Source organism: Parapedobacter sp. (assembly GCF_035556095.1).
Taxonomy (GTDB): domain Bacteria; phylum Bacteroidota; class Bacteroidia; order Sphingobacteriales; family Sphingobacteriaceae; genus Parapedobacter.
Map to the genome: position 1 here is coordinate 93015 of NZ_DATMFT010000007.1, position 25426 is coordinate 118440.

A 25426-nucleotide genomic window follows, 5' to 3' on the forward strand; every position below is an offset into this window, starting at 1 on the left:
AACCTTTGGCAAGAGTATCTGTTTATCGTATAAAGAACAGCTAAAAATTACATATAGACATTGAATAGGTTTGGCCGAATAGCAATAAAGACACTCCTTTGGATTATCGGGAGTATCATTGGATTGATTTTGCTTGTGTTCGTATTGATACGCATCCCAGCTGTTCAGAATTATGTGGTACAGAAGGTCACATCGTATGTTGAGAACAAAATAAAAACTCCCGTACGAATTGCCCGTGTAAGTCTCGACTTACCCAAAATGTTGGTGCTAGAAGGGGTGTATTTCGAAGACCAGTCGCGCGACACACTCCTAGCCGGAGAAAAATTACGGGTGAATATCAGCATGCTGAAATTGTTGAACAACACCGTGGAGATCAGTCAAATCGACTTGCAGGGAATAACCGCCAAAATAAACCGGACCTTACCTGACAGTACGTTTAACTTCGACTACATCATCCGGGCATTCGTTGGCGAACAGCAGGAAACGACCCCGCCCGATAGCAGCGCACCTATGAAGTTCGATATCGACAAGGTAAACCTCGATCGCATACGCTTCCTTTACCGCGACGATGTTATCGGCATGGCTGCGGAAGTTAACCTCGGAAAGCTCAGCACCCGTATTGGAACATTTGATTTAGAACAGAACATGCATTTCGGCATCCCCCAGATCACCATCGATGGCCTGGAGGGCTCTGTACGGCAATGGGCGGTTGCCGACGCTGAGGAGGTCCCCGATGCGGAAGATTTCGGCATCACGGATACGATGGCAACTTCGCTCCTGCCCGATTTGGAATTTGGAACCATCAACCTCTCGGCGATAGACTTCGCTTATACCGATGAAGCCAGCGCAATGGACACCCGTTTCCGGATAGACAAGCTGCTCGCCCGGCTAAACGAACTCGACCTCAACAAAGAATGGGTTGATATCCGCGAAATCGAGCTCAATGGATCAGATTCACACGTCTTTTTCGGACAAACCGAATCGACACCAGCTACGACCGCAGACACCGCGGCAGGCGAACCGGTCAATTGGCGCGTGCGGGCGGCGACCATACGCATTGCTAATACGGATTTCGCTTTTCGGGATGCTAATCAGCCGCGCATCGAAAAAGGTTTCGATTACGGTAACATCGGCATAACCGGACTGGCGGGTGAACTAACCGACCTTTATTACTCGCGGGATACCATCAGCGGCCGGTTGGATGACCTGCGAGCCAGTGACCGTAGTGGCTTCGTGCTGAATCGCTTGCAAGCGGCTTTCAGCTATACCGGCCAAGGTGCTGAACTAAGTGACCTGCACGCCGAGACACCGCATACGCTCATCCGAGACTATATCAAGGTGTCTTATCCTTCATTGGAAACGGCAACAGCGCAATTGGGCACCATCGAATTGACAGCAGACATTAAAGAAAGCCATCTGGGAATGGAAGATGTGCTGTACTTCGTGCCTGACCTGGATACTATGGAGGTGATGCAGCCGCTTCGAGCCCACACGTTTTTTATCAACACCGAAATCAGCGGGCGGTTAAATAACCTACGAATCCCGAGCCTGGAGCTGCAGGCATTAGAAAAGACCCGCATCGTAGCGAATGCACATATCCGTGGACTGCCGGACATGAACAAATTGGATGCCGACCTTAATCTGCAGGAATTGGTTACCGGAAAAGCGGATCTTGACCGGCTGATTGCCGCAAGCTTACTGCCCGACAGCATCAACTTTCCCGCCGATATCAGATTGCAAGGCACGTTCAATGGCGGGATTAACGGATTCCTGACCGATATGCAGTTGCAGACAAGCATGGGAAGTGCATCGGTGGAAGCCGACTACCAAGTAAACAACCGCGATACGGTATACAATGCCCAGGTGAGCATCAACGATATCGATATCGGACAGTTGCTTAAAATGGATTCGGTGCTGGGCAAAGTATCATTTGCGGCACATGCGAAAGGAACCGGTCTTGACCCCGCCACCGCTGTGGCCGATATTCAGGGCAAGTTAATCAGCCTGGAGGCGATGGGTTACGAATATACGGATATCGGAATCGATATCGCCGCAAAAAGCGGCGACATTACAGCCATTGCGGCCAGTGCCGACCCCAACATCGACTTCGACCTCGATGCACATGCCGATATGCGGGGCCAATATCCCCAAGTCAAGGTAGACCTGATGGTAGACAGCGTAAATTTGAAGAACCTAGGGCTATTAGCCGACGACTTCCGTTATCACGGGAGGTTAATAGCCGATTTCGAGACGGCTGATATCGACCATCTGAATGGCACCGTCGATATGGTCAACTCCTCTATTGCCTACAACGAAGAACGCTACATGCTAGATACGGTCAGGTTACGCGCCGTGGCCCGGGATAGTTCCACCCTGATGCAACTGCAATCGGAATTTCTCAACGCGCACATGGTAGGCAATTATAAGCTCAGCGAACTCGGCGCGTCCGTGCAGGACATTGTCGCCATGTATTACCAACCGGATTCCATCGCGCCGGTATTCGAATATTCGCCACAGCGGTTCGACTTCAGCGCGCAGTTCACCCGATCCCGCTTTATCCGTGGTCTGGTTCCCGACCTCACCGAAATGGAAGACATCACAATCGATGGTTCGTTCAATAGCGAAGACAAGCTATTGCTTGCTAAAGCTGTTGCGCCGCGTGTGGTATATGCCGGAACCACCATCGACAATGTCGGCCTTGACCTCAACACGTTCGATAGTACCATGTATTACTCCGTACTCATCAACCGGATTGGTGTGGGTAATATCGAACTGGTCAACACGCTCCTCAGCGGCACCGTACAACAGAATAAGCTGGATTTCGGGCTATGGATTAAAGACCAGGACGACAAAGAGCGTTACCACCTCGGGATGGGCCTCCAAGTGGATGCGGGCAACTTCCTTTTCAGTCTGCTGGATGACGGATTGATGCTCAATTACGACCAATGGGAGGTCCATCCCGAAAATTCCATTTCATTCGGCAAAGACGGGCTTCGTACGCACCAGTTTGTACTAAGCAACGAGGGACAGGAGATGGCTATCACATCGCAAGACTCGGCATTAAACGCTCCAATCGATTTGGTGTTCAAGAACTTCCGCATAGAAACCTTTAGCGAAATGCTGGAAAGCGAACTGTTTGATATGGGCGGGGGGATTAACGGTACGGCTACTGTTTCCCGACTGGAGTCGTCGCCTGTATTTGTTTCAGACATCACGATCGATCGCTTTTATTTCGGAAATGATACCGTGGGCGACATTAACGTCAAAGTCAACAATGAACGCGAAAATATCTTTGCCGCCGATATCAGCATTACGGGCAATGGCAACGACGTGAAACTGACAGGCGATTTCATCAGTCCGCCGGATGAAACCGCACAATTGGATTTCCAACTGAACGTTACGCCACTAACCATGCATACCCTTGAAGCGTTCAGTCTGGGATACCTCCGGAATACGTCGGGCAACATCAATGGCAACCTCCGCATCACGGGCACTCCCGACCAACCACGTATCAATGGAGCGCTTAATTTCGACAAGGCCAGCCTCAATGTGGCCATGCTCAATGCCACCTTCAACATCGATGGCCAGCGAATCAATTTTAACGACGACGGACTGCGCTTTAACCGCTTCCAACTCAAAGACGGTAAAGGAAACACGGCGGTATTGAACGGTACCGTAAATACAAAGACCTATACCGATTATGCCTTCGGCCTGACCCTCACGGCCGACGACTTCCAGGTATTGAATTCGACGCAACAAGATAACGACATGTATTACGGGCAACTCTATATCTCCAGCAACCTCCGTATCCAAGGCGATATGAACAACCCGTCCGTTAACGGCACCTTGCAGGTAAATGATGATACGGATGTCACCTTCGTGCTGCCCAACGATGACCCGGGAATGGTCGACCGTCAAGGGATTGTCCGGTTTGTAGACCGCAGTGACACCTCGGCTGCCAATGTGTTTGCCCGGGTCGATTCGCTTACCCAAACCGAATTAAGCGGATTGAACTTATCGGTAAACATCGTTACCGATAAGGACGCCAAATTCACAATCGTTATCGACCCGGGAAGCCAGGATGCCTTGGCCATACAGGGTGAGGCCGAGCTTAATGCCGGCATCGATCCTAGTGGTGAAATTACGCTGAATGGTAATTATACCGTAGAAACCGGGAACTATTCATTTTCATTCGGCCCTGTAAAAAGGCTGTTCGAGTTCAGGCAAGGCAGCACCATCACCTGGGCAGGCGACCCCATGGATGCACGTATGGACATTACCGCGGTATATAATATCAAGGCCCCTACATTGGAGCTGGTACAAGCACAAATCGGCTCAGAACAACCCAATCTCTATAAACAGCGGGTACCTTTCAATGTGAACCTACACATTACCGAGCAGCTCTTCCAACCGCAGCTAAGCTTCGACATTGACCTCGATGAAGATAATGCGATGGTTTCACAGGATGTCGCTGGAAAGGTGAATACGGGGCTTGCCCAACTGCGGGAAAACGAATCGGAAATGAACAAGCAGGTCTTCTCGCTGATCGTGTTGGGCCGATTCATGGCCGCCAATCCCTTTGAAAGCCTTTCCGGCGGCGGTGGTGCGGAAGCCATCGCCCGCAATACCGTCAGTTCGTTTCTTAGCGGCCAGCTCAACCGCCTAGCCGGAAACCTCGTCCAGGGGCTCGAATTCGATTTCGACCTGCAATCGGAACAGGATTACAGCATGGGCACCGGTCAGAACCGCACCGATCTGAACGTGGGCGTTTCAAAAATGCTGTTCAACGACCGGATGAAAGTGACGGTAGGCTCCAACTTCGAGCTGGAAGGCAACGCCCGACCGGGCGAGCAGACGACCAACATTGCCGGTGACATTGCCGTGGATTACCAACTTACCGAAGATGGCCGCTACCTCGTGAGGGCATACCGTAAAAATCAGTACCAGATAACGCTACAAGGACAGTTTGTCGAGACAGGAATCGGCTTCATCGTCAATCTCGATTACAATGAATTCAAAGAGATATTCAACCGCCAGAACCAGCAAGCTAACGAGTTCAATACGGAAAGTCGCCAGTTCCGTAGGCGGTGGGATGTGGAACGGATGGAAACAGACTCTGCATACCGCGACAGTGTAAGGGAAGCGATCATCGATAGCCTACGGCGCCACGATCCCGAGTTTTTTGAACGGATGCAAGAACGGCGACGAGAACGCGACGAGACTCCGCCTGCCGAGCCGAAAACGACAACAAAACATACCGCGATACGGATAAATGAACAGGAAGAATACGCTGCAACGGATGAAAGGGGGGCGGATGTACAATAAGTGGACATTGACATGGGTAACCTGCATTACTGCCCTTTTGGGATGCATGACTGGCTGTAGCAACCTCAAATACCTTCCCGAAGGGGAACAACTTTATGTTAAAGGCGAGGTGGAGATCGAGACCGACACCATACCCGAGCGATACATCGAGCCGTTGAGCAGCAGTCTTGAGGAACTATTGCGGCCAAAACCCAATACCACCATTCTGGGCATGCGCCCGCAATTGTACCTATATAATATTGCGGGAGAGCCGAAATCCGACCGCGGATTTCGTAATTGGCTGAAAAACAAAGTGGGACAACCACCGGTGCTGCTCAGCGATGTGAACCGCGAATACAATGAAAACCTACTGCGCAACCGATTGGAAAACCTGGGCTTTTTCCAAGCCGAGGTGGCGTCAGACACCACGATAAAAAATAGGAAGGCCACGGTTACTTATACCGCCAGCCCGCATATCATCTACCGCATCGATTCGGTGACCTTCGACGTGGATAGCAGCGAACTAGGGAAAGCCGTCAAGGCTACCCAGTCTGCATCGCTGCTACAGCCCGGTAGACCATACAACCTGGATAATATCATTTCCGAACGGGAGCGAATAGACAACGAACTGAAAAACAAGGGCTACTACTATTTCAATCCGGACTACCTCATTATTGAGGTGGATAGCACGGGCGGCGATCATCATGTTGACCTCTACGTGATGCTCAAAGACGAAACCCCTGACAAAGCCAAACGGCCCTATTATGTCAATGACATCTACATCTATCCGAACTATACGCTCACGGAAAACGGATATCGCCGTGCAAACCGGCGGAATGCGGAGCTGTATAAAAACAGCTACTATTTCATCGACCCAGACGCTACGTTTCGGAAGTTCTCGATAGCACGCGCCATGTTTTTCAAACCGGGCGACCAATATACCCGCAGGGACCATAACAGTACAATAAGCCAGCTCGTAGGGATGGGGGCATTCCGCTTTGTACGCAACGAATTCGTCGATGTAGAGGGTGAACCCGACCAGCTCGACGTCTACTACTACCTTACACCCATGCCCAAAAAGGGATTACGGCTGGAAGTACTCGGCAAAACAGCAGCCGTATATGACGGTTCGGAAATCAATGTCAACTGGCAGCACCGCAACGCGTTCAAAAGTGCCGAATTGCTCACGTTTACGGTCTATGGGGGGTTTGAAACCCAAACCGGGGGTAATGTCAACCTCAATTCGAGCTTTTACCGGTACGGTATCGAGGCAAGCCTGTCATTTCCGCGGATGATTGCACCATTTAACTGGCAGCCCACACGCAAGTTTGTACCCCGTACGGTTTTCCGCACGGGCTACGAATACCTCAATAGGCGAACGGCCTATAGTCTCAACTCCATGCGGTTTTCATTCGGATACCTATGGAAAGAGAACATCGAAAAAGAACACGATTTGAAAGTACTGGAAGTGGGCTACGTACAACCGCGCAATATCACCGAATCGTACCAGGCCATGCTGGATACCATCCCTCCGCTACGCCATGCAATCGAACCGCAGTTCACCTTTGGCCCCCTTTACTATTTCACATACACCAATTCCATGAAAACCGACCCGAAACATGGGGTGTATTTCCGTGGTGGCCTGGACCTATCGGCCAACCTATATGGCATCATCAAAGGAGCTAATGTGGATGAAGGCCGGCAATACCAGATTTTTAACGCCAACTTCTCGCAATATGTCAAGGTCGAAGCTGATGTAAGGCACTATCTGCGGTTGGGTCCAAATGCCAAACTGGCATCACGCGCAATGGCTGGCTTCGGATATTCGTATGGCAACTCCCGCATGCTCCCCTATGTGAAGCAATTCTTCTCGGGCGGTCCCAACGGACTTCGCGCCTTCCGGGCACGCACCGTAGGCCCTGGCTCCTACACGCCCGAGTTTTACGGTGAGGACAATTTTTTTGCCGACCAGACAGGCGATATTAAAATAGAACTCAATACCGAGTACCGGGCTAAACTGGCTAGTGTGGTTCACTGGGCGGCATTTGTCGATGCGGGGAACATCTGGCTCCAACATACCGATCCCGAAAAGCCCGGTGCTGCATTCAGCAAGAACTTCGTCAATGAAATGGCCGTAGGTGCCGGACTGGGCTTACGGTTCGATTTTACGTTCCTCATTCTCCGTACCGATCTGGCCATGCCGTTGCGTATCCCCTACCGTCCCAAAGGCGAACGGTGGGTGATGGATGAAATAAATTTCCGGAGCCCCGATTGGCGCCGCCGGAACTTGGTGTTTAATCTGGCGATTGGTTATCCATTTTAGTTGGGGATGTCATTTGCAAATCCAACCGGTACTGACTATATTGTTCAACATCCCTTCAATTGCTCATAACGTAACATGAACAACAGTCCCACGTTTGGAGACCAGGTCGTCGCTTTCAACAAACAGCTCGCGTATACGGGCAACTTGCCCGATGGCTTCGCAGTCATCAACCCGTTTATCGAAAATCCCGAAACGATTCCCACGATGGAACGTTTTTACCACAAATTCTACAACGACAATAAAAAACGGAAATTCATCATTGGCATCAACCCAAGCCGGCACGGCGCCGGGATAACCGGTGTTCCTTTTACCGATACCAAACGGCTCAAGCATGTATGCGGTATCGAAATGAAAACAGCCTATTCCCATGAGCCGTCATCGGTGTATCTGTATGACGTCATTGAGCAATATGGAGGGCCAAGCGCTTTTTACAGCGATTTCTATATCAATTCGCCATTTCCATTGGCAATTACCCGTCATAACGAGCATAACCGGTGGATAAACGCAAACTATTATGATGACAAAGCGCTTTTCGAGGCCTTGAAACCCTATATGGTAACCACCTTAAAAAACCACCTGCGTTTACCGATTGATGCGTCTAAAGTGTACGTCCTGGGGAAAAAAAATGCCGCTTTCCTAGCAAAAATCAATGCGGAGGAACACCTTTTCGGCGAATTGGTCATACTCGAACATCCCCGATTTATCCAGCAGTATAAGTCGCGTGAGAAAGCCGATTACCTCCTCAAATACCTCAGTCTGCTGGCCACTTAGCGGACACTCGGTAACGGTCACTCGGCGGATACCCGCGGCGTATCACCATCATTCTATCGATGTTTCCTGCTCACGCATCCATTCTTCTTGAATACGCGCTCCTTCGGGATTCCCTTCGAAATCACGCGGGATGTTTGAAGTCATGGTGGCTGAAAACGGTGTTGTCTGCAGAATGAAGTCCTCATCATGTCCCGGCTTGCTGTAATCATAGGGCCACCGGTGCACTGTGGGGAGTTCGCCCGGCCAGTTGCCATGGAGGTGTTCTACCGGGGTGGTCCACTCCAGCGTATTCGAATGCCAAGGGTTTTGCACACTTTTCTTGCCGTAATACATCGAATGGATAAAGTTCCAGAGGAAAGCAAGCTGTGTCACCCCCGCCACGATAGCCGACCACGTTATAAAGACGTTTACGGGCAACCAGTGGTCCATGAATTCAAATTCTGTAAAAGCGTAGTATCTTCTGGGCACGCCATCTATTCCCATAAAATGCATTGGGAAGAATACAAAATAAGCACAAACAAAGGTCACCCAGAAGTGGAGATAACCCAATTTCTCGTCCATCATCCGCCCGAACAGCTTCGGAAACCAGTGATACGTACCGGCCAGCATCCCAAAAATAGCTGCGCATCCCATCACCAGGTGAAAGTGGGCGACCACGAAATAGGTATCATGCAGGTGGATGTCTATCGGAGCGTTCCCTACGTAGAGCCCGGTGAGGCCTCCAGATATCAAAAACGACACAAAGCCAATGGCAAATAACATGGCCGGCGTAAAGCGGAGATTCCCCCGCCAAAGTGTCGCCGTATAGTTAAACACCTTAATGGCAGAAGGCACCGCGATAATCAACGTTGTCATCATGAAAACACTGCCGAGGAAGGGGTTCATGCCCGATACGAACATGTGATGCCCCCAAACCAAAAAGGAAAGTGTCAGGATGCCTATCAGCGAATAAACCATGGCATGGTAGCCAAAAATCGGTTTACGGGCATTCGTGGAAATCACTTCCGAAACAATACCGAACGCAGGTAGGATGGCAATATATACTTCGGGGTGCCCTAAAAACCAAAATAGGTGTTCCCAAAGGATAACACTTCCACCCTCATTGGGCAGGATTTGCCCTTGGATAACCATATCGGCGAGGTAGAAGCTGGTACCAAAGCTGCGGTCGAAAATGAGCAATACCAACCCGGCAACCAATACCGGAAATGACAAAAGCCCGACCACGGCGGTGAGAAACAACCCCCAAATGGTGAGCGGCATCCGCCAAAGGTCCATACCTTTTGTACGCAGGTTAAGTACCGTGCTAATGTAATTCAGGGATCCCATCAGCGATGAAATGACGAACAGGATAACGCTGATGAGCCACAGAGTCATACCCATCCCCGAGCCGGATATGGCTTTCGGCTCGGCCGATAACGGTGGGTATACGGTCCAACCTGCACTGGCCGGTCCACTTTCCACAAAAAATGAGGCCATCAACACTACGCATGAGCAAAAGAAAAACCAATATGATAGCATATTCAGGAAAGGCGACGCCATGTCTCGTGCACCGATCTGCAGGGGAATCAATAGGTTACTGAACGTACCGCTAAGGCCGGCCGTCAGTACAAAAAAGACCATGATTGTGCCGTGTATCGTGACCAGTGCAAGGTAAAACTCTGGGTTTATCCTCCCTCCTTCAGCCCATTTCCCCAAAAAAACCTCCAGAATCGGGAATGACTTTTCCGGCCAACCCAATTGCAGTCGAAACAGAATAGATAACAACAAGGCGAAGAATGCCATGAAAATTGCGGTGATTAGGAATTGCTTCGCAATGACCTTATGGTCCTGACTGAAAATGTACTTCGCAATAAAAGACTGCGATCCGGAATGCGCATGAGTTTCCATATTGAATATTGTTTTAAACGAATTGCCGTCGCTCACACGTGTCACTTATCCATGAATGATACAGCCGTATATACGAACACCGAGATAACTGGCAAAGCAAGCGATTGGGAGTCACCTTAATGGTAACGCAAATATAATAAAAGAGTTTTATATCTTTTATTAAAAAATCTATATTTGTTGAAAAAATAATTATGATCGCCTTGATTACACAACCTTTGGCAATTGCCATCACTTTCATTTGGATCGGTCTCGTCCTTGGTATCAGTTTCCTCGAAGCATGGCTGAAATTCCGGGCACCAGGCGTAACGACAGCCATTGGTTTGGGTATTGGTCGTCTTGTATTTGGCACATTAAACAAAATAGAATGGTTGTTGGCCCTTGTGCTGGCCGTTGCGGCATTCGTCCAGCAAGAGCCGGTGCTGGCTACCGGCAACGTCGCACTGTTCGCAACGGTGTGCCTCATGATTATGCAAACGGTTTGGTTGCTTCCCGTGCTCGATAAGCGCGCACTCCGCGTGATTGACAATCAGCCCGTTTCATCATCCAACCTGCACATCATTTTTATCATTGCTGAGTTAGCCAAGATAGCGTTATTGGTTACAGTAGGCATCTCGTTGTTAACTGATTTATAAAATATTCGCTATATTCGCTACCGTTCGATGAAAACGAGTAGAAACCAAGTAACATAGAATTTATGAAGATAACCGTTGTAGGTGCCGGAGCAGTAGGTGCCACCACCGCAGACAATATTGTCCGCAGGGAACTCGCAGAAGAAGTGGTATTATTAGATATCAAAGAAGGACTGGCAGAAGGGAAAACGCAGGATATGGCTCAAACGGCCGCGCTGTTGGGATTCGACACGAAGATTACCGGCGTGACCAACGACTACAGCAAGACTGCCGGCTCGACGGTGGCGGTCATCACATCAGGCATTCCGCGCAAACCGGGAATGACACGTGAAGAACTGATCGGCACTAATGCAAACATCGTACGTGATGTGGCAGAAAACCTATTGAAATACTCGCCTGATATTATCCTGGTGGTGGTGTCTAATCCAATGGATACGATGACTTACCTAGCGCTCAAAGCCACTGGGCTACCCAAGCACCGCATCATTGGAATGGGTGGTACCCTAGACTCGTCGCGGTTCCGTTATCAGCTGAGCCAACGGCTCGGCGCATCCCCAGCCGATCTCAATGCTATCGTCATCGGTGGCCATGGCGACACGACGATGATTCCATTGATTGGCCACGCCACCTGGAATAGCTTGCCCGTAACCCAGTTTTTATCGAAAGAGGAGCAGGATCAGATTGTCGCCGACACCATGGTGGGTGGCGCTACATTGACCAAACTCATCGGTACGTCTGCATGGTATGCACCGGGTGCGTCAAGTGCGGCGGTCGTGGAGAGCATCGTGCGCGACCAAAAGAAACTCTTTACCGCCTCTGTCTACCTCGAAGGTGAGTACGACCAAGACGACATCAACCTGGGCGTACCGGTGGTACTGGGCAAAGGCGGCTGGGAGCGTATCCTCGATCTCCCACTCAGCGTGGCGGAAAAGGCAGCATTCGCAAAAAGTGCCGAAGCGGTACGCAACATGAATAATGTATTGAAAGAAATCGGGGCGCTTTAGCCGAATGGTAACCGTTCCACTAACTTTACTGAATCTGCAGGACGATGGCTTCCACCTTTTGTTGGAAGTCATTGTTTTTGGGCATCCCTTTAAAGCCGTCCTGGATACCGGAGCCTCCAAGACCGTATTCGACAAAGCAACTGTAGAGAGCCACCTCCATAAAGATATGGCACTGAGGCATACAGACATGGTATCTACCGGATTGGGAACAACGTCTATGCAGAGTTTTATCCTCAGTGTACCTGATTTGCAAATTGGCGATTTCCACCTGAAGAACCATGAAGTAGCCGTCCTGGATCTCTCCACAATTAACTTTGCTTACGAACAGTTGGATATCGACCCCGTTATCGGTGTTATCGGTGGTGATATTCTCACCCGTTTTGGCGGCGTTATCGATTACCGGAAAAACACGCTGAAACTACGGCAGCGGGCGGTCTACCGGGCCAACCGCTCGAAATAAAACACCCCTTTTTTATTGGCTACCACGATATCCCGCAGACCATCGCCGTTGAGGTCCTCAACGACGTTGTTCAGCCCTACACCCGAGTCCTCATCAATAATATGCATAACCCATGTCGGCTGTTCGCCGGGAACAAACTCCAGCCAGAAAATCGTAGGATCTCGCTGCTCGCCGGGATCTTTGCCCATATGTGCAAAATAGCGCATGCCGGTAACCAAGTCTAAGTGGCCATCTCCATTCATATCAACTAGAGATAGTGCATGGGTCTGTGAATACTCGCTGGATATCTCATGGGTTTTCCATGTCGTATCTCCATGGGCATCGCGGCCCTGCTCATGCCACCAGATACCGAATTGGTGTGCAGAGGAGCTGATGACGTCGGCATAGCCGTCGCCGTTCACGTCAATCACATACATCTGTGCGCAATCTTGCCCAAGCTCCGCCGGATGAAATACCCAGTCGGGCTGCTTAGGGTCTGCCGGGGCCTCCCAACATCCCTGTTTGATAACCACATCGCCACGCCCATCGCCGTTGATATCGCCGAAACCAAGCCCATGCGAGAAGATGTCCGTACCTGGCATTTCTTTACCGCTGATGGTATATCGCGTCCATGCGGTATCCCCCTTTTCCGTGGGGCAACGAAACCAAACCATTTCGCCCGTAGTCGGATCGCCACATAGGATATCCTCGCGGCCGTCGCCATCAACGTCCACAAATGCCGGGGATTCGTTACTGGCGGTCGCCGTGATTACATGTTGCTTCCAAAAGCCACCCTGTGTCCCCGGGTTCTGGTACCACCATACCTCCTTGCCAGGGAAATCCACCCGGATGTAATCTACCCAACCATCCTGATCGACATCAATCGTGAAATTCAGCATCGAATTGCTGTACCCCGTCGTGCCGTCAAAAACCTGTTCTTCCGGATAGATATGGTGTATGTTTTTCCAATCCGGCCCTTCAAACCACTGTGCACCGGCTATGATGTCGGTGTGGCCATCGTTATTGACATCCGCAACCGCCACGCCCTCTGAAATAAAATCGGTGGTAAGCGTATGCTTTTCAAAGGCGACGGTCACACCATCGCCCTTCTCTTGTGCTCCCCCTGTACAGGCATTGGCCCCAGTAGCCGTAAAGCCGATTGCCAAGAAGAAATATCCAATATGGTTCATCATCATCCTGTTATTTTTTGTCGTCTGCTATACGTCTGGAAACGAAATCTGCCAGCCCCGGCAATTTGGCGTTTTTGGCCAATTCCGTAGCTTGGTTGGCATCGATAGCTACCAGCGGTTCCAACGCGTACCATACCATGAGCGGTATGTTTTGGTCAGCTCCATCCTCTTCACGCATGCTCAAGTTCTTCACAATATCCCACCGCTGTTCCGGGGCCATGCGCTGGAGTGCCGAAGCGAGGTACAGGCGCACCAACGCCGACGTATCGCGCTTGGCGAGCGTCGCAAAGCGACGGCGTGCATCGTCTGGCACATCGTTATCTTCTGCAATCAGTTGGATAGTCCAGCCGCGGACATACTCGTCGGCATGATCCAGTAAATCCAGTGCTTGTTTGTCGCTGATTCCGTTGGTGACATGCAGGGCCCATAACGCGCGCAGCTTGCGGGTTACGTCGGGGTTCTCGTTGAAAATCTTCCACAAGCCGGCATGCACTTCGCTACTACCGCCCCTTTCCTGCAGCAACCGACGGCTATACACGACGTAAAACTCATTCTCGTTTAATTGGTTAGCCACCAACTCCATATCCGTCTGTTTGGATAGATCCACCGTTACCCACTTGTCTTTTTCGTGCGTAATCTTGAATATCCGGCCCAAGGTTTTGTCATGCACATCGGGGTTCGGGCTATGGCATTGGTTTTTGTCATACCAGTCGTGTACAAATACCGACCCACTTGGTGTAATCCTGAAATTGATCCACTGCGACCAAAAATCATTTGTATTGATAAAATCTTTGCCGTGGCTCGCCGTGTATCCCGACCCAGCACGCTTGGTGATATCCATATTGACCCGGAAGCCGTTGATGTTGTTCATGAAAATCGCATTCCGGTCAATACCCCAGTGTTTATTGCCCAGGTAGAACATCGCGCCCGCGTGTGCGTGCCCGCCACCGGCGGCTGCCGACCGGAAGTTACCGGCATGGGGACCCCGGTCACCCAGCCAATGTACGTGGTCTGCAATGGTCTTGATGTCGTCGTAGGTATAGGGGTTGAAATGTTCGCCACCCTGCCGATGGTACCGCCCCCCCTGAATCATGTGAAACAAGTGTGGAATAACGCATACCGTGGTAAACGCATGTCCATAATCGTTGAAGTCGACACCCCAGGGGTTGCTCGTACCATGCGCAAAGACTTCAAACTCATGACGCGTGGGATGGTAACGCCATACACCTGCGTTAATAGGTTGCCGTTTGTCATCCGGCGTACCCGGCTTACCGACCCGCGAGTGCGTAAACACACCGTGATTACCATATAGCCAGCCATCCGGGCCCCATTTGAATGTATTCAGCGTCTCGTGGGTATCTTCGTAGCCCCAGCCATCGAGTAAAATCTGGGGCTCGCCCGCCGGCACATCTTTTCCTTCGTCCATCGGGATGAATAATAAGTACGGCGCCGCACCAACCCACACACCTCCAAATCCGATTTCGATGCCGCTGACCATATTGAGTCCCTCGATGAATACCTTACGGCTATCGAGTGTCCCGTTTCCGTCGGTATCTTCAAAAATCAGGATGCGATCCCGTCCCTCCCCTTCGGGTGCACGAACGGGATAGGTATGTGCTTCTACCACCCACAACCGTCCGCGGTCATCTTGGGTAAAGGCGATGGGGCGTACGATATCGGGCTCGGCCGCCGCCAATGTCACCGTGAATCCTTCGGGCACTTCCATCACCTTAGCTGCCTCTTCGCCCGAAAGGCCGGCGTTGGGCACAAAATCGCGCGGTGGAAGGATGACCACGTCATCCGGCCGCAGCTCGTTCGGGTAGGTAGGCCGCTCCTCATGGAAACGGAAGTCATCAAATGAAATATGGGCCCAATGGTTATCGCCGATGTAAGCAATTTCCGGCACCGTTCCGGTCTCTTCATCCACTAACCGGATATAGATTTCTTTCCCTTGCCGTCCCCCGAGATCAACCACTACCGGCCGGAAGGCCACATGTGCCGGATCACCGGCATTATCTTCATTGATATGGCCCGAAATGGTGAAAAAGACCGAATCGGTGGCAGCGTCCACCAGTTCCACGCGAAGTCCGGCCAGCGCACCACCCGTCACTTTGAAGGACGCCCAAGGATGGGTCACTTCAAACGTGGTCGATGTGAGCGTACCCATCGCTTGATAATTCAATGTGCCGCCGCTGCTTACATAGTAGTCGCCCGATTGCTTCAGCACCACACTATCCGGGTACCATGGTGCCGGATCGAATGTAACGGCCCGCGGACTGAAGGCATCGCCGTCTGCTTTCCAGTCGGCCAAGGTACCGCGTTCGAAGCCAAAGTTAAGTGGCCGCCCGTCTTTACGCGGCGATACGCCCCAACTGTCGCCCACAGGCGTCTCGAAATTTTCGACAATTTTAAACTGCCCCCGCATCACCTGTTCATGCCCGGGGAGCGTACAATAATATTCATCGTCAACATCGGCAATGAACACAACACTGGTTGTATCGCCTTCTTCAAGCATCGTCTCACTTTGTACATCATAGGTTTCCAAAAAGATGTCATGCGCCATAAGTTCACCGTTGACAAGTGAAATCTTTACCCTTTCACCCTTCTTTGCGCGAAGCACAGGGTTTCGTCTGCCGTCGATGTCGCCACCAACGCCGGTATAGCCGATCATTTTGGCATTCAGCACATACTCACGATCAATTTGGGTGGCATCCGAAGCGGAATCGCCGGCACATGAAGCGGCAATAAATGCCGCCGTCAGGCAGCAGCAGAAAACACTAATGGGTAAGCGGAATCGCATGGTTAAATTGGTTATTTATCGTATAATTTATGGAAGTAACAAACTGTTAAAACTCGGTAATTGTCACATCGCGGAGTTGAATCTTTGCTGCACCACCGCTGTGGAGTTGCACGGCGATAACACCTTTCGCCGGGATATCGGGGTCGGTTTCGACATAATCACAAGTCTTAACCCCATTGATGTAAAGCTCATGGTGGTTACCGCGAACCCTTATGATATAACTGTTCCACCCATCTTCATCAAGGATACGTTGCAATGTCCGCAAATCGCCGGCTACCAACAGCGCCCTGCGGTGTTCATCATAGATATCACCCCAGTGCCCATTGCCGATATCTGCTTGGTACCCCACCATGTCATTGTTTACCACTTGAGAGCGGTATTGGATGCCGCTGTTGATGAAGCCTGTTGCGTGGTCGCCCGATAAGCGGAACAGGCATCTGAACTCAAAATCGCCGTATTCTCGTTCGGTACGCAAATAGGTATTCTTCGGTACATCGCTACGGCCGTCTCCTCCGGTGATGCAGCTATCAACCACCGTCCAAAAATGACCATCCGCCGGATCGACTGGCTGCCAGCCATCCAACGTGGCCCCATCGAACAACGGCACGGGCTCGCGCGGTTGTCCCTCAATCGCTCTTGGCTGCGCATACGCTATTGAGAAACAAAGCAACGCAATCAGAGATGCCTTACAAGCATACATATAGCTCATATTGGATATACTTTAGGATATAATAAAACCAATTAGAACAAAGATACCCCCTTCAAATGCTTGAAACTACGCATCTGCTATCTTATCCTAACTGTTTTTTATCTTTAATTAGTTGTCTGTTAGACACTAGCTGGATCAATTCAATTATAACCTACGGTATTACTCAACGTGCCGATAGGGCCAATGGTAATGTCCACACGGTCGCCCGGCCGCAAGGTAAATTCATTAGGCGGCACCAAGCAGGTTCCGGTCATGAGGAAGCAGCCATGCGCGAAACTACACTCTCGGTATAGATAGTCTGCCAATTCTACTAATGATCGTTTGATACGGTCTATTTTTACGGCATCGTGAAACATAACCTGGCCTTCGCGCACAATATCCATTTCGATGCGTGTTTCTGAGCCAATCGGTGATTCGGGGACGTATAAGCATGGACCCAATGCTGCACTGCGGTCATATACTTTGGCTTGGGGCAGGTATAACGCATTTTCGCCTTCAATGCTACGCGAACTCATATCATTACCCACGGTGTAACCTTGGATGGCACCTTCTGAGTTGATGTAGAGCGTCAATTCCGGCTCGGGAACGTCCCATGCGGAGTCCTTTCGGATACTTACCGGTTGGCCATGGCCCGCTACGCGATGGGCTAGTGCCTTAAAAAACAATTCAGGCCGTTCGGCATGGTACACCCGATCGTATAAATCGGCGCCGCCAGAATTACGCGATTCTTCCATGCGCGCTTCCATGCTCCTGAAATAGGTTACACCCGCGGCCCATACCTCTTGGTCACCAATGGGTGGCAGTAATTCCTGATCAATCCACAATTGCGCATCTGACTCGCTGACCTGCTGTTTGGAAGAATTAACCCCCCGGAGATAACCATAAAGGTCGCTTCGGTTGATGATGGTATTCCACTCCTCATCCAATAGGCGGTAACCCTGCCCATCAGTTAATAATGCACCCCGCAAGAGCTTATATAACTTCATAATATCGCCAATAGGTTTATAACTCCAATGTGGCAGTAAAGTTATATAGTTTTTTGATATGTAGGTTATCCCCTAGTCGAAAATCGCCCAGCGTTTGCGCCGCTATTGACTACCTGAATACAACATCGAGCCATTTCCCGCTGAGTTCGCCATCAATATTTAGTGTCAAATCACCATTCCCGACGGTATGCTTGACATTGGATTTCCCGTGTTTTACGGTTGCTTTTGCAGACCCCATAGGCATCGGCAATATGATTTCACCCGGCCCGGACACCCGGAATCGGTAGGTCTTCAAATCACCATCAACCGGCGCATAGGTAATATTCATCGCGTTATCGCTGAATTTATAAGAGGTGCCGTTTACCGTAATCCCCGTACACTCCCGACCATCGAAAGCAACCAGTCTACCGCTATCGTCTGTGCGGAAGGCCATATTCATTTTCCCGCTATAGGTAATACGATGTCCGTTTATTTTCAAATCGTGGATCGCTAGTTCGTCCGATGGCAGTGGATTCACCGCCAATGCTTTCGCATCGGCTTCCTCATCTCTTGAAAAGCCACCTTCCCAGTTCTCCCGATGTGTACGGTAATGCTTTACAATGGCCGTAGTGCCGTTCGGGAATTTCGTAGCGAAGAAATCCGTTGTACGAGACACATAGGTGGGGTTATCATTTTCCGCAAATTTCCCAGTTGATGGATACGCATTCGCTGCGTCGAGAATCTCGAATAACGTCCGCGCTTCATACCCTAGGCTTGCCGATTGGTCGTCGCGCGGGCGGAATCCTAAGTAATATGCAGTCCCTTTTCCTTTTTTTAACTTGGTGCCGACTACCCCATCTTCAACCTTGGCCACCACTTCTATTGCCGGGGAACTCGGGGTGACCGGATAAATCCGGTCCACCAGAAAATCGGTAAGAATAAGCTGACTCGGGACGGTTGAGAAACTGTGTTCAAACTCGACTTTTTTACCACTCGCTATTTCACCAAAGTATTCATCGGTTTCGTAGTGGACGCCAAACAACGACTGCCATTTTTCTGTGCAGTTTATCCCTTTACTATCAATCAGCGGGGGCATACTACACCAAATCAATTTTCCTCCATTTTCAACAAATTGACCCATCATATCCAGTAGTCCCGCCTCGGGGAGTGGCTCAAATACAGCAACAATGGTCGAATATGTTTTTTCCGCGACTTGGATTCGCCCGTCGGCAAGTACCTTCCCCATTTCAAGCAGCTTATCGGCAGTGAGGTAATTTGCATATCCATATTGCGTCATCCAACTGCCAAAACGTTCTTCAACGGCGACCAGGTTCATCGGGTAGAGTATCAAAACCTCGATATCTCGATGGACGTTCTCCGTCATTAGTTTCATCGGTTGCGAAGCTTGTGCCCCGTAGGCGTCATTCAGCATATTCTTCCAGTGAAGCGCTTCTTTAGGGAACCCCCATGCTGCAGCATAGGCATTCGGATACTTATTGACCACACCAATGGATGTGCCCATCGCCGCGCCATAGTAGTTCCGATCGCCCCATCCACATTCCGCAAAGTCGTTGCCTGTTGGTTGCAGGTACTCGCCCCATTTGAAATAATCATAGCATGCCGCAGCAGCTTGATGTACCGTATTGCCCCACACGAAGTTGGACGTATATTCGTACTTGTACGCATTTTGATGGAGCTTCTCGGTATCCCACAAATCAATCGTGGGGCTCTCCGCCCAAGACGCGTGTGCACTGGTAGGCATCTCCCGATCGAATAGCTGTTCCGCATAGTCCTTTGCATTCTTGAAAAGGTCTACCACACCATGATTAAGCATTTTATAGTAACGGTCGCGCAACAGGTAGGTACGATGGATAGCTTCCGGCGTCTCTCCCATTACGTACTGGATATTCTTTACTGCAAGTGCATTGGCTTGGTAATAGGGCGCTCCATATGCAAAATAAAGCATGTATTTATCGTCCAACACTTCACCATACTTCTCCCGGTATTGGTCCGAGAACCCTTCGGTTAAAAAGCGGGTGTTGAATTGCCCACCTTCATGATGCGAAAAATAAGCCCAGTCTTGCTGTATGTGCATCTCATCCGAATAGAAAGAGGTTAAATTCACGCCGCGCTCTTTATATTTGTCAATCAGATTTTGCAGAAACCCGGGCGCTTCCTCACTGAAATAATCCATCTCGGGCGTCTCATATTCCAACAGGACCATCACACGGTCATACCCTTCCAACTGCTGAGGGCCATCATAATACACCCGTAAGTTCCGCACGGGATAAATCATGTCTTCCGGATCGTTTTTGATACCATACAAACCGCCACCAACATCAACCGTATCGCCAGCCTCATAGTTAACACCTTTGATTTCGATGATATCATCCGGATGCACAGCGACGTGGCCGGAAGACTTGACGGGTTTCTCCTTGAACGCATATGCTTTTATTCCCTTCAACGTTACCCGAAATTTCCCCTTGTTATTGGTCCAGAAAAGCTGCTGCCATATCGGCAAACTAAATTTACCGTCGGATGGGTTGCGTACGCCCACTTTATAACCCAGCCACCGCCCCGATTCGCCGGTTTGGTTCTTATAAGCAGGGCCCAGTTCAAGCGGACTGAGTAAACTTAGGCAGATCCCCATGCCATATTTCTTTGCAAAATCGCTGATAAATTTAATCTTCTCCACATATTCGTCCATATCCGGCGTCAAACGCCTTTCCGTACCGGCTTGGGGGCGGTACTGCCTGAAAAACTCATCAAATGCAATCGTGAGTTCTTTGTGCCCATGCTTTTGCCCCGATTCACATACCTCACGTAAACTGCGCATAGACCGGTTGTGGCCGAGTGACATGTCAATTTTCTTGTCGGGGTCCATCAAATCATGGAGCTGCTGATCGCTGGTAAGAATAATCACTTCCGACTTGACTAACTGAAACGAACCGAAAATTGCCAAGACCAGTATAATGGACCTGAATAGCGTGCTGTTCATATGTTCTCTATTTTAGTATCTCTCCGTTAGCGACGCGTTAATCCGCTATCGCTATCTCATACTTGCCTGAACCGAGCTTGATTTTGATTCCTGAATCGGTTTGCTCGATACCCTGCACCAGTTTACTCTTGCCGGCCGGTTTCCCGTTTACGTAAACCCGGTCTGCCGACGGTGATTCCAACTGGAAATAGGCCGTTGTGTTTACCGGTATTTCAATGGAGTGGCGTTTCTTTTGGCCCGAATAATCCCACGCCGATTTGATGGGCCCGGCGATGGAGTGGTATGCGCCAGCAACCTTACTCACTCCCACATCAGACGTCGGGATCTCGGGTTTGATGTGAAACGTTCGGAACCCACTTTCGATCGGCTTTATACCGACCATGTTTTCGAACATCCATTCATTCACCGCGCCAAACGCATAATGGCTGAATGAATTCATCTGCGCGTTATGTACGAAACCGACGCCTTTGATATAGCTATCCCACCGTTCCCAGATCGATGTGGCACCGTTTACGACTTCGTAGCCCAGGGAAGGATATTCCGTGCTGGTAATCAGCTTATACGCTTTATCTGTAGAACCCGTCTTCGATAGGGCTGGCAACAGCGGCCGAAAGCCCAAAAAGCCTGTCGATAATTTGTCGTCATTTTGTGCTACGAGGTCGCGCAAGAATCCGCCGGCTACCGCCAAGTCCTTTTCGTCGAACAGCTGCATGTAAATGGCATTGGCGTAAGCCGTTTGGGTGTGGCCCGCAAACCCATTCTGAGCGTCCACATAACCTTCGGCGTTACCATAAATCGCAGCATTCACTTTAAATCGGTCGTTTTCCGTGTAGTGGTTCATGATGGCCTCTTTGATGGATGATGCGAGTCGGCCATAAGTGATAGCGAGATCGGCTTCCTGTATAGCTGCACACATCTCTTCCATTAAACGCGCGCAATGAAAATAATACATCGCTGCCAACAGGTCGGGACTGGTTTTGTTTCCTACCGATAACCAGTCGCCAAAACCACCCTTGGGGCTGATATCCTCAAAGCTCCGTTCGCGGATCAGGCCGTTGCCATCTGCCCGTGTCTTCAGGAAGTCCATGAACTTTACCATATAAGGCAAAGATTCTTTTACAATCCGGGTATCGTTGTAGGCATGGAAAATTTCATAAGTACAGATAATCCCCGCTTCGGACCAACCGGGCGAAAACGTATCGGATACCCTGATGGCCGCCTTTCCTGTAGCCGCATTTACCGGCATCGGCGCATATACCGGAAAGGCACCATTAGGCCATTGCGAATCGTTCAAATCCTGAATCCATTTCTTATGGAACACCGCAATGTCGCTGTTATAGGTAGCCGAACGGATATAAACCTGTGCATCGGCTGTCCAGCCCAACCGCTCATCGCGCTGGGGGCAGTCCGTCGGTACGTCGAGGTAATTGGCCCACTGCGTCCAAACAATATTGCTATGGATTTGGTTCAACAAGCTGTTGTCCGTTTCGAGGTGCCCTACGGTTTCAAGATCGGAGCTCATGGCTAAACCTACCAAGAAATCTTCGTCGGGCTGTTCCTCCAATCCAGACACTTCTACGAACTGAAATCCATGGAACGTAAAACTAGGGCTCCACACCTCTCCCGTCTCGTCTCCCCGCATTACATAGGTATCCGTGGCCCGGGCGCTTCTCAAATTCTCGGTGACCAACGTGCCATCCGGATGTAACATCTCGCCATACCGGAACACCAATGTATCGTTAGCTTGGCCTTTTAGCTTCAGTCGAATGTTACCAGCAAAGTTTTGACCGAAATCGATGATATACCTACCGTTATCCAGCCGACTGATTGTTTTTACAGGCAGTTCCTTGATGACCCGCACGGGATGGCTGGGGTAGAGCTGAATAGCACGGCCTGGCTTTTCCGCGAACACCTGTACACGCTCCCAATCCCTATCGTCGAAATCGACGGTATTCCATCCACGCTTCTCTTTCGTTGCATCGTGGGTTTCCCCTTGTAGGAAATCCGATTCGAGGATCGCCCCGGTCGCGGCTTTCCAATCTGCGTCAGTCGAAATAACCTGCCGGCTGCCATCCTCATAGGTGAGTTCCACCTGTGCCTTCAACAGCGGAACATCGCCGTAATATCCCCGTACCTGTTCCGTCCCCACCAATACAGCGTATCCCAGGTACCCGGCATACCAGCCGTCAGACAACACCGCCCCGAACACATTGGTGCCTTCCTTGACGTAATCAGTTACGTCATAAACATTGTAATATACCCTTTTGTTATAGTCTGTCCATCCAGACGCAAAATAATCGTCGCCTATTTTGCTCCCATTCACATAAAACTCGTGCAAACCGAGCGAGCTGATGTACAACCTAGCCGACCGAACCCGTTTGGTCACAGCGGCTTCCTTACGAAGATATGGCGATGGCGGTAGGTGGTATTTCCCAGGCTTAGCCTGGTCATTGAGGTCGTACCCTACCCATTTTGCCTGCCAATCAGTAGGTTCCAGCAACCCCATTTCCCAGCAATTGGCCGCACTCCACTTACCAACTTTGTCTTCGGCATCCCAAACACGTACTTTCCACCATACCCGCTGGCGCGATTGCAAGTCGCTACCTTGGTAGGCGATCTGATTGGTTTCCGATGAACGGAGTTTTCCTGTGTCCCACAAGTCACCCTCGCCTTTGCTCAGTTTTTCTGGCGATGATGCCACAATAACCTGATACGCCGATTGGTATTGGTTGTACTTTTTCGACTCCAGTTCCCAGCTTATCCGGGGCGACCGATCGTCCAGAAACGGATTATGCTTATATTCAGCACGTAGATTGACCGGCTTGATACCAGTCGCCATGGAAAGGGCACTCACGTGCAACAAACAAACAAAAATAAGGTATCTCATAAGTTCTTAAAAATATGTCTATTCATGAAAACGATTATTCCCCAAGTCCAATCTTGGCGATTTTTGCAGAGCCCCCCGCTGAAAAGGAAATTTTCATATGCTTCATAGCGCCCGTATAGGCTGCCTTTTCGGCCAAGTGAATCCGATAGGTACGATGTTGACCGTCGGCCTTAATAGCTTGTTGGACGTGCACAGCCGGCATGTTCGGGAATTCCAAAGCCTTCTGCTGCTTTTCGGCCTCCACGTCATGTTCACCTTCACTCCAATTCAACCAATCGGTAAAATCAGCGGGACTTACGGGTTGGACTTCTACAGAAAGTGCCAACTCACCACTTGCGGTCTTGAACGACCCTTCTATTTCTAAAAATGGTGTCTCAGTCGCCTCCCAAAAAGTTACGGGGCCAACGAGGGCCGCATCGGGTTGGAATCGAATATCCAGCCCCGCCTGTATGGGGAATCCGGAGTCGCTCATCTCGCCTTCGTAATACCAGTTATGCCGCGAATCCTCAAAGCTCCACTCGGGTTGGGGCACCACTTGCCAATTCGCTTTCGCATAACCACGGATGTCGTCCAACGTGCCCAGCACCAACGATGTTTTATAAGACCACCGGATATTGTGATCAAGAATCTGTTTACCAATCGGCGCAATGTGTCCAGTGGGTGCATCCTGCTCTCCGCCCGTGCCTTTATGGGCATCATCGGGATGGAATCCACCATTGAAAGTCATCGCCTCAGGCTGAAATACACCAATGCCATACCCTTTTTCGTCAAGCAATGCGACCCAATTTTCAGGTGTATAAAAGTGCACCCATGGCCATCCTTTATGATCGCCCTTGTCCACCACCGTCGTTGTGGGCTCACCAGCAAACGGTTTATCGCCGAGATAGGTGACTACCTGATACCACGGACCATTGGTATAGACGGCCGGCATCTCCTGGCTGCAAGCCCGGTATTGGGTCGTGTCCGTACGTCTGTTCACGATAGCCGCTTCCATGGTAATCACGTTGTCGTTTAACGTGTAGAGACATTCGAATTCGCATTCGCCGGCTACGCCTGTCTTGTGCGGCCACTGCATGGGTATGCTCCGTACAAAAAAGGCGTTGTCACCGCGTTCTTCAAACGAGACCAGTTTCGACCGGTTGCCACCAGCATCACCCGACTGGATTGGGTTCCAACCTAATCCGGCCCATTCGGGGGTAGGTGTTTCCCCATTTGGACCAACGTAAGGCCACGGCCCACTGTAAAAAGACAGTTGGATCTGCCGCCCCCAGTCGGCACTGTTAATCATATTTTTCCCACCATTTTCTTGGTCAGAAAGAAAAGTGACTGCCCCACCCAAACTTAAATCAATTCCGAGCTTCAACCGATCATTTTCCAGGTACCGCATGGATGATTCCACTTGGGGTGTATCCTGTTTAGCGCTTGGCGAACATCCGGCATAGGCCGCAACTAATAAACACATCGCCAGTGTTCTCACCTTGTTCACTTGCATTTTCTTTCCGTTAAAATGGTTTATAATA

The 25426-nt window shown here is 50.3% G+C and carries 14 protein-coding genes; 6 read left to right on the top strand and 8 right to left on the bottom strand.

Features of this window, described 5'->3' with window-relative positions; genetic code table 11:
* The first annotated feature begins 60 nt into the window (after positions 1–60).
* From VNQ80_RS04080 to VNQ80_RS04090, 3 genes are all read left to right on the top strand, one after another.
* Positions 61–5325, top strand: coding sequence for a translocation/assembly module TamB domain-containing protein (locus VNQ80_RS04080; RefSeq protein ID WP_325636180.1), 5265 nt, complete (start codon positions 61–63; stop codon positions 5323–5325).
* Positions 5273–7627: a BamA/TamA family outer membrane protein gene (locus VNQ80_RS04085; protein ID WP_325636181.1), complete on the top strand. Its 2355-nt coding sequence runs from the start codon at positions 5273–5275 to the stop codon at positions 7625–7627. The genes VNQ80_RS04080 and VNQ80_RS04085 overlap by 53 nt, the downstream gene beginning before the upstream one ends.
* 75 nt (positions 7628–7702) lie before the next feature.
* Positions 7703–8398, top strand: coding sequence for an SMUG2 DNA glycosylase family protein (locus tag VNQ80_RS04090; RefSeq protein ID WP_325636182.1), 696 nt, complete (start codon positions 7703–7705; stop codon positions 8396–8398).
* A 48-nt stretch (positions 8399–8446) separates the two neighbouring features.
* On the opposite strand, the gene VNQ80_RS04095 is transcribed toward VNQ80_RS04090, so the two are convergent.
* The gene (locus tag VNQ80_RS04095; RefSeq protein ID WP_325636183.1) at positions 8447–10285 is read right to left on the bottom strand and encodes a cytochrome c oxidase subunit I; all 1839 of its coding nucleotides are present in this window, start codon (positions 10283–10285) and stop codon (positions 8447–8449) included.
* A gap of 191 nt (positions 10286–10476) precedes the next feature.
* Here VNQ80_RS04095 and VNQ80_RS04100 point away from each other — a divergent pair, with 191 nt between their 5' ends.
* The 3 genes from VNQ80_RS04100 (at position 10477) to VNQ80_RS04110 (ending at position 12378) form a co-directional block, all read left to right on the top strand.
* Entirely contained in the window at positions 10477–10917 is a 441-nt protein-coding gene (locus VNQ80_RS04100; protein WP_325636184.1) for a hypothetical protein, read from the top strand.
* A gap of 62 nt (positions 10918–10979) precedes the next feature.
* Positions 10980–11918 carry a malate dehydrogenase gene (locus VNQ80_RS04105; protein ID WP_325636185.1) on the top strand — a complete coding sequence of 313 codons (939 nt, stop codon included), beginning with the start codon at positions 10980–10982 and terminating at the stop codon, positions 11916–11918.
* A 4-nt stretch (positions 11919–11922) separates the two neighbouring features.
* Positions 11923–12378, top strand: coding sequence for a retropepsin-like aspartic protease (locus VNQ80_RS04110; protein WP_325636186.1), 456 nt, complete (start codon positions 11923–11925; stop codon positions 12376–12378).
* Here VNQ80_RS04110 and VNQ80_RS04115 read toward each other — a convergent pair.
* The 7 genes from VNQ80_RS04115 to VNQ80_RS04145 all read right to left on the bottom strand — a co-directional run bounded on the left by VNQ80_RS04115 (position 12354) and on the right by VNQ80_RS04145 (position 25398).
* Positions 12354–13553: a VCBS repeat-containing protein gene (locus VNQ80_RS04115; RefSeq protein WP_325636187.1), complete on the bottom strand. Its 1200-nt coding sequence runs from the start codon at positions 13551–13553 to the stop codon at positions 12354–12356. The two genes, VNQ80_RS04110 and VNQ80_RS04115, sit on opposite strands and share 25 nt — an antisense overlap.
* 4 nt (positions 13554–13557) lie before the next feature.
* Positions 13558–16347, bottom strand: a complete 2790-nt coding sequence (locus VNQ80_RS04120) for a PVC-type heme-binding CxxCH protein (RefSeq protein WP_325636188.1) — start codon at positions 16345–16347, stop codon at positions 13558–13560.
* A 46-nt stretch (positions 16348–16393) separates the two neighbouring features.
* Entirely contained in the window at positions 16394–17056 is a 663-nt protein-coding gene (locus VNQ80_RS04125) for a DUF1080 domain-containing protein (protein ID WP_325636189.1), read from the bottom strand.
* Positions 17057–17196: 140 nt separating this feature from the next.
* Positions 17197–18042 carry a fumarylacetoacetate hydrolase family protein gene (locus VNQ80_RS04130; protein WP_325636190.1) on the bottom strand — a complete coding sequence of 282 codons (846 nt, stop codon included), beginning with the start codon at positions 18040–18042 and terminating at the stop codon, positions 17197–17199.
* 109 nt (positions 18043–18151) lie between these two features.
* Entirely contained in the window at positions 18152–21019 is a 2868-nt protein-coding gene (locus VNQ80_RS04135) for a hypothetical protein (protein WP_325636191.1), read from the bottom strand.
* Between the two features lie 37 nt (positions 21020–21056).
* On the bottom strand, positions 21057–23906 hold the full coding sequence (locus VNQ80_RS04140; protein ID WP_325636192.1) for a family 78 glycoside hydrolase catalytic domain: 2850 nt from the start codon (positions 23904–23906) through the stop codon (positions 21057–21059).
* Between the two features lie 34 nt (positions 23907–23940).
* Positions 23941–25398, bottom strand: a complete 1458-nt coding sequence (locus VNQ80_RS04145) for a hypothetical protein (RefSeq protein WP_325636193.1) — start codon at positions 25396–25398, stop codon at positions 23941–23943.
* Positions 25399–25426 lie beyond the last annotated feature (28 nt).

Excerpts from the sequence above, each read along its gene's own strand:
- VNQ80_RS04085 (WP_325636181.1), top strand. The coding sequence starts at position 5,273 with ATGAACAGGAAGAATACGCTGCAACGGATGAAAGGGGGGCGGATGTAC.
- VNQ80_RS04090 (WP_325636182.1), top strand. The coding sequence starts at position 7,703 with ATGAACAACAGTCCCACGTTTGGAGACCAGGTCGTCGCTTTCAACAAA.
- VNQ80_RS04095 (WP_325636183.1), bottom strand. The coding sequence starts at position 10,285 with ATGGAAACTCATGCGCATTCCGGATCGCAGTCTTTTATTGCGAAGTAC.
- VNQ80_RS04100 (WP_325636184.1), top strand. The coding sequence starts at position 10,477 with ATGATCGCCTTGATTACACAACCTTTGGCAATTGCCATCACTTTCATT.
- VNQ80_RS04105 (WP_325636185.1), top strand. The coding sequence starts at position 10,980 with ATGAAGATAACCGTTGTAGGTGCCGGAGCAGTAGGTGCCACCACCGCA.
- VNQ80_RS04110 (WP_325636186.1), top strand. The coding sequence starts at position 11,923 with ATGGTAACCGTTCCACTAACTTTACTGAATCTGCAGGACGATGGCTTC.
- VNQ80_RS04115 (WP_325636187.1), bottom strand. The coding sequence starts at position 13,553 with ATGATGATGAACCATATTGGATATTTCTTCTTGGCAATCGGCTTTACG.
- VNQ80_RS04120 (WP_325636188.1), bottom strand. The coding sequence starts at position 16,347 with ATGCGATTCCGCTTACCCATTAGTGTTTTCTGCTGCTGCCTGACGGCG.
- VNQ80_RS04125 (WP_325636189.1), bottom strand. The coding sequence starts at position 17,056 with ATGAGCTATATGTATGCTTGTAAGGCATCTCTGATTGCGTTGCTTTGT.
- VNQ80_RS04130 (WP_325636190.1), bottom strand. The coding sequence starts at position 18,042 with ATGAAGTTATATAAGCTCTTGCGGGGTGCATTATTAACTGATGGGCAG.
- VNQ80_RS04135 (WP_325636191.1), bottom strand. The coding sequence starts at position 21,019 with ATGAACAGCACGCTATTCAGGTCCATTATACTGGTCTTGGCAATTTTC.
- VNQ80_RS04140 (WP_325636192.1), bottom strand. The coding sequence starts at position 23,906 with ATGAGATACCTTATTTTTGTTTGTTTGTTGCACGTGAGTGCCCTTTCC.
- VNQ80_RS04145 (WP_325636193.1), bottom strand. The coding sequence starts at position 25,398 with ATGCAAGTGAACAAGGTGAGAACACTGGCGATGTGTTTATTAGTTGCG.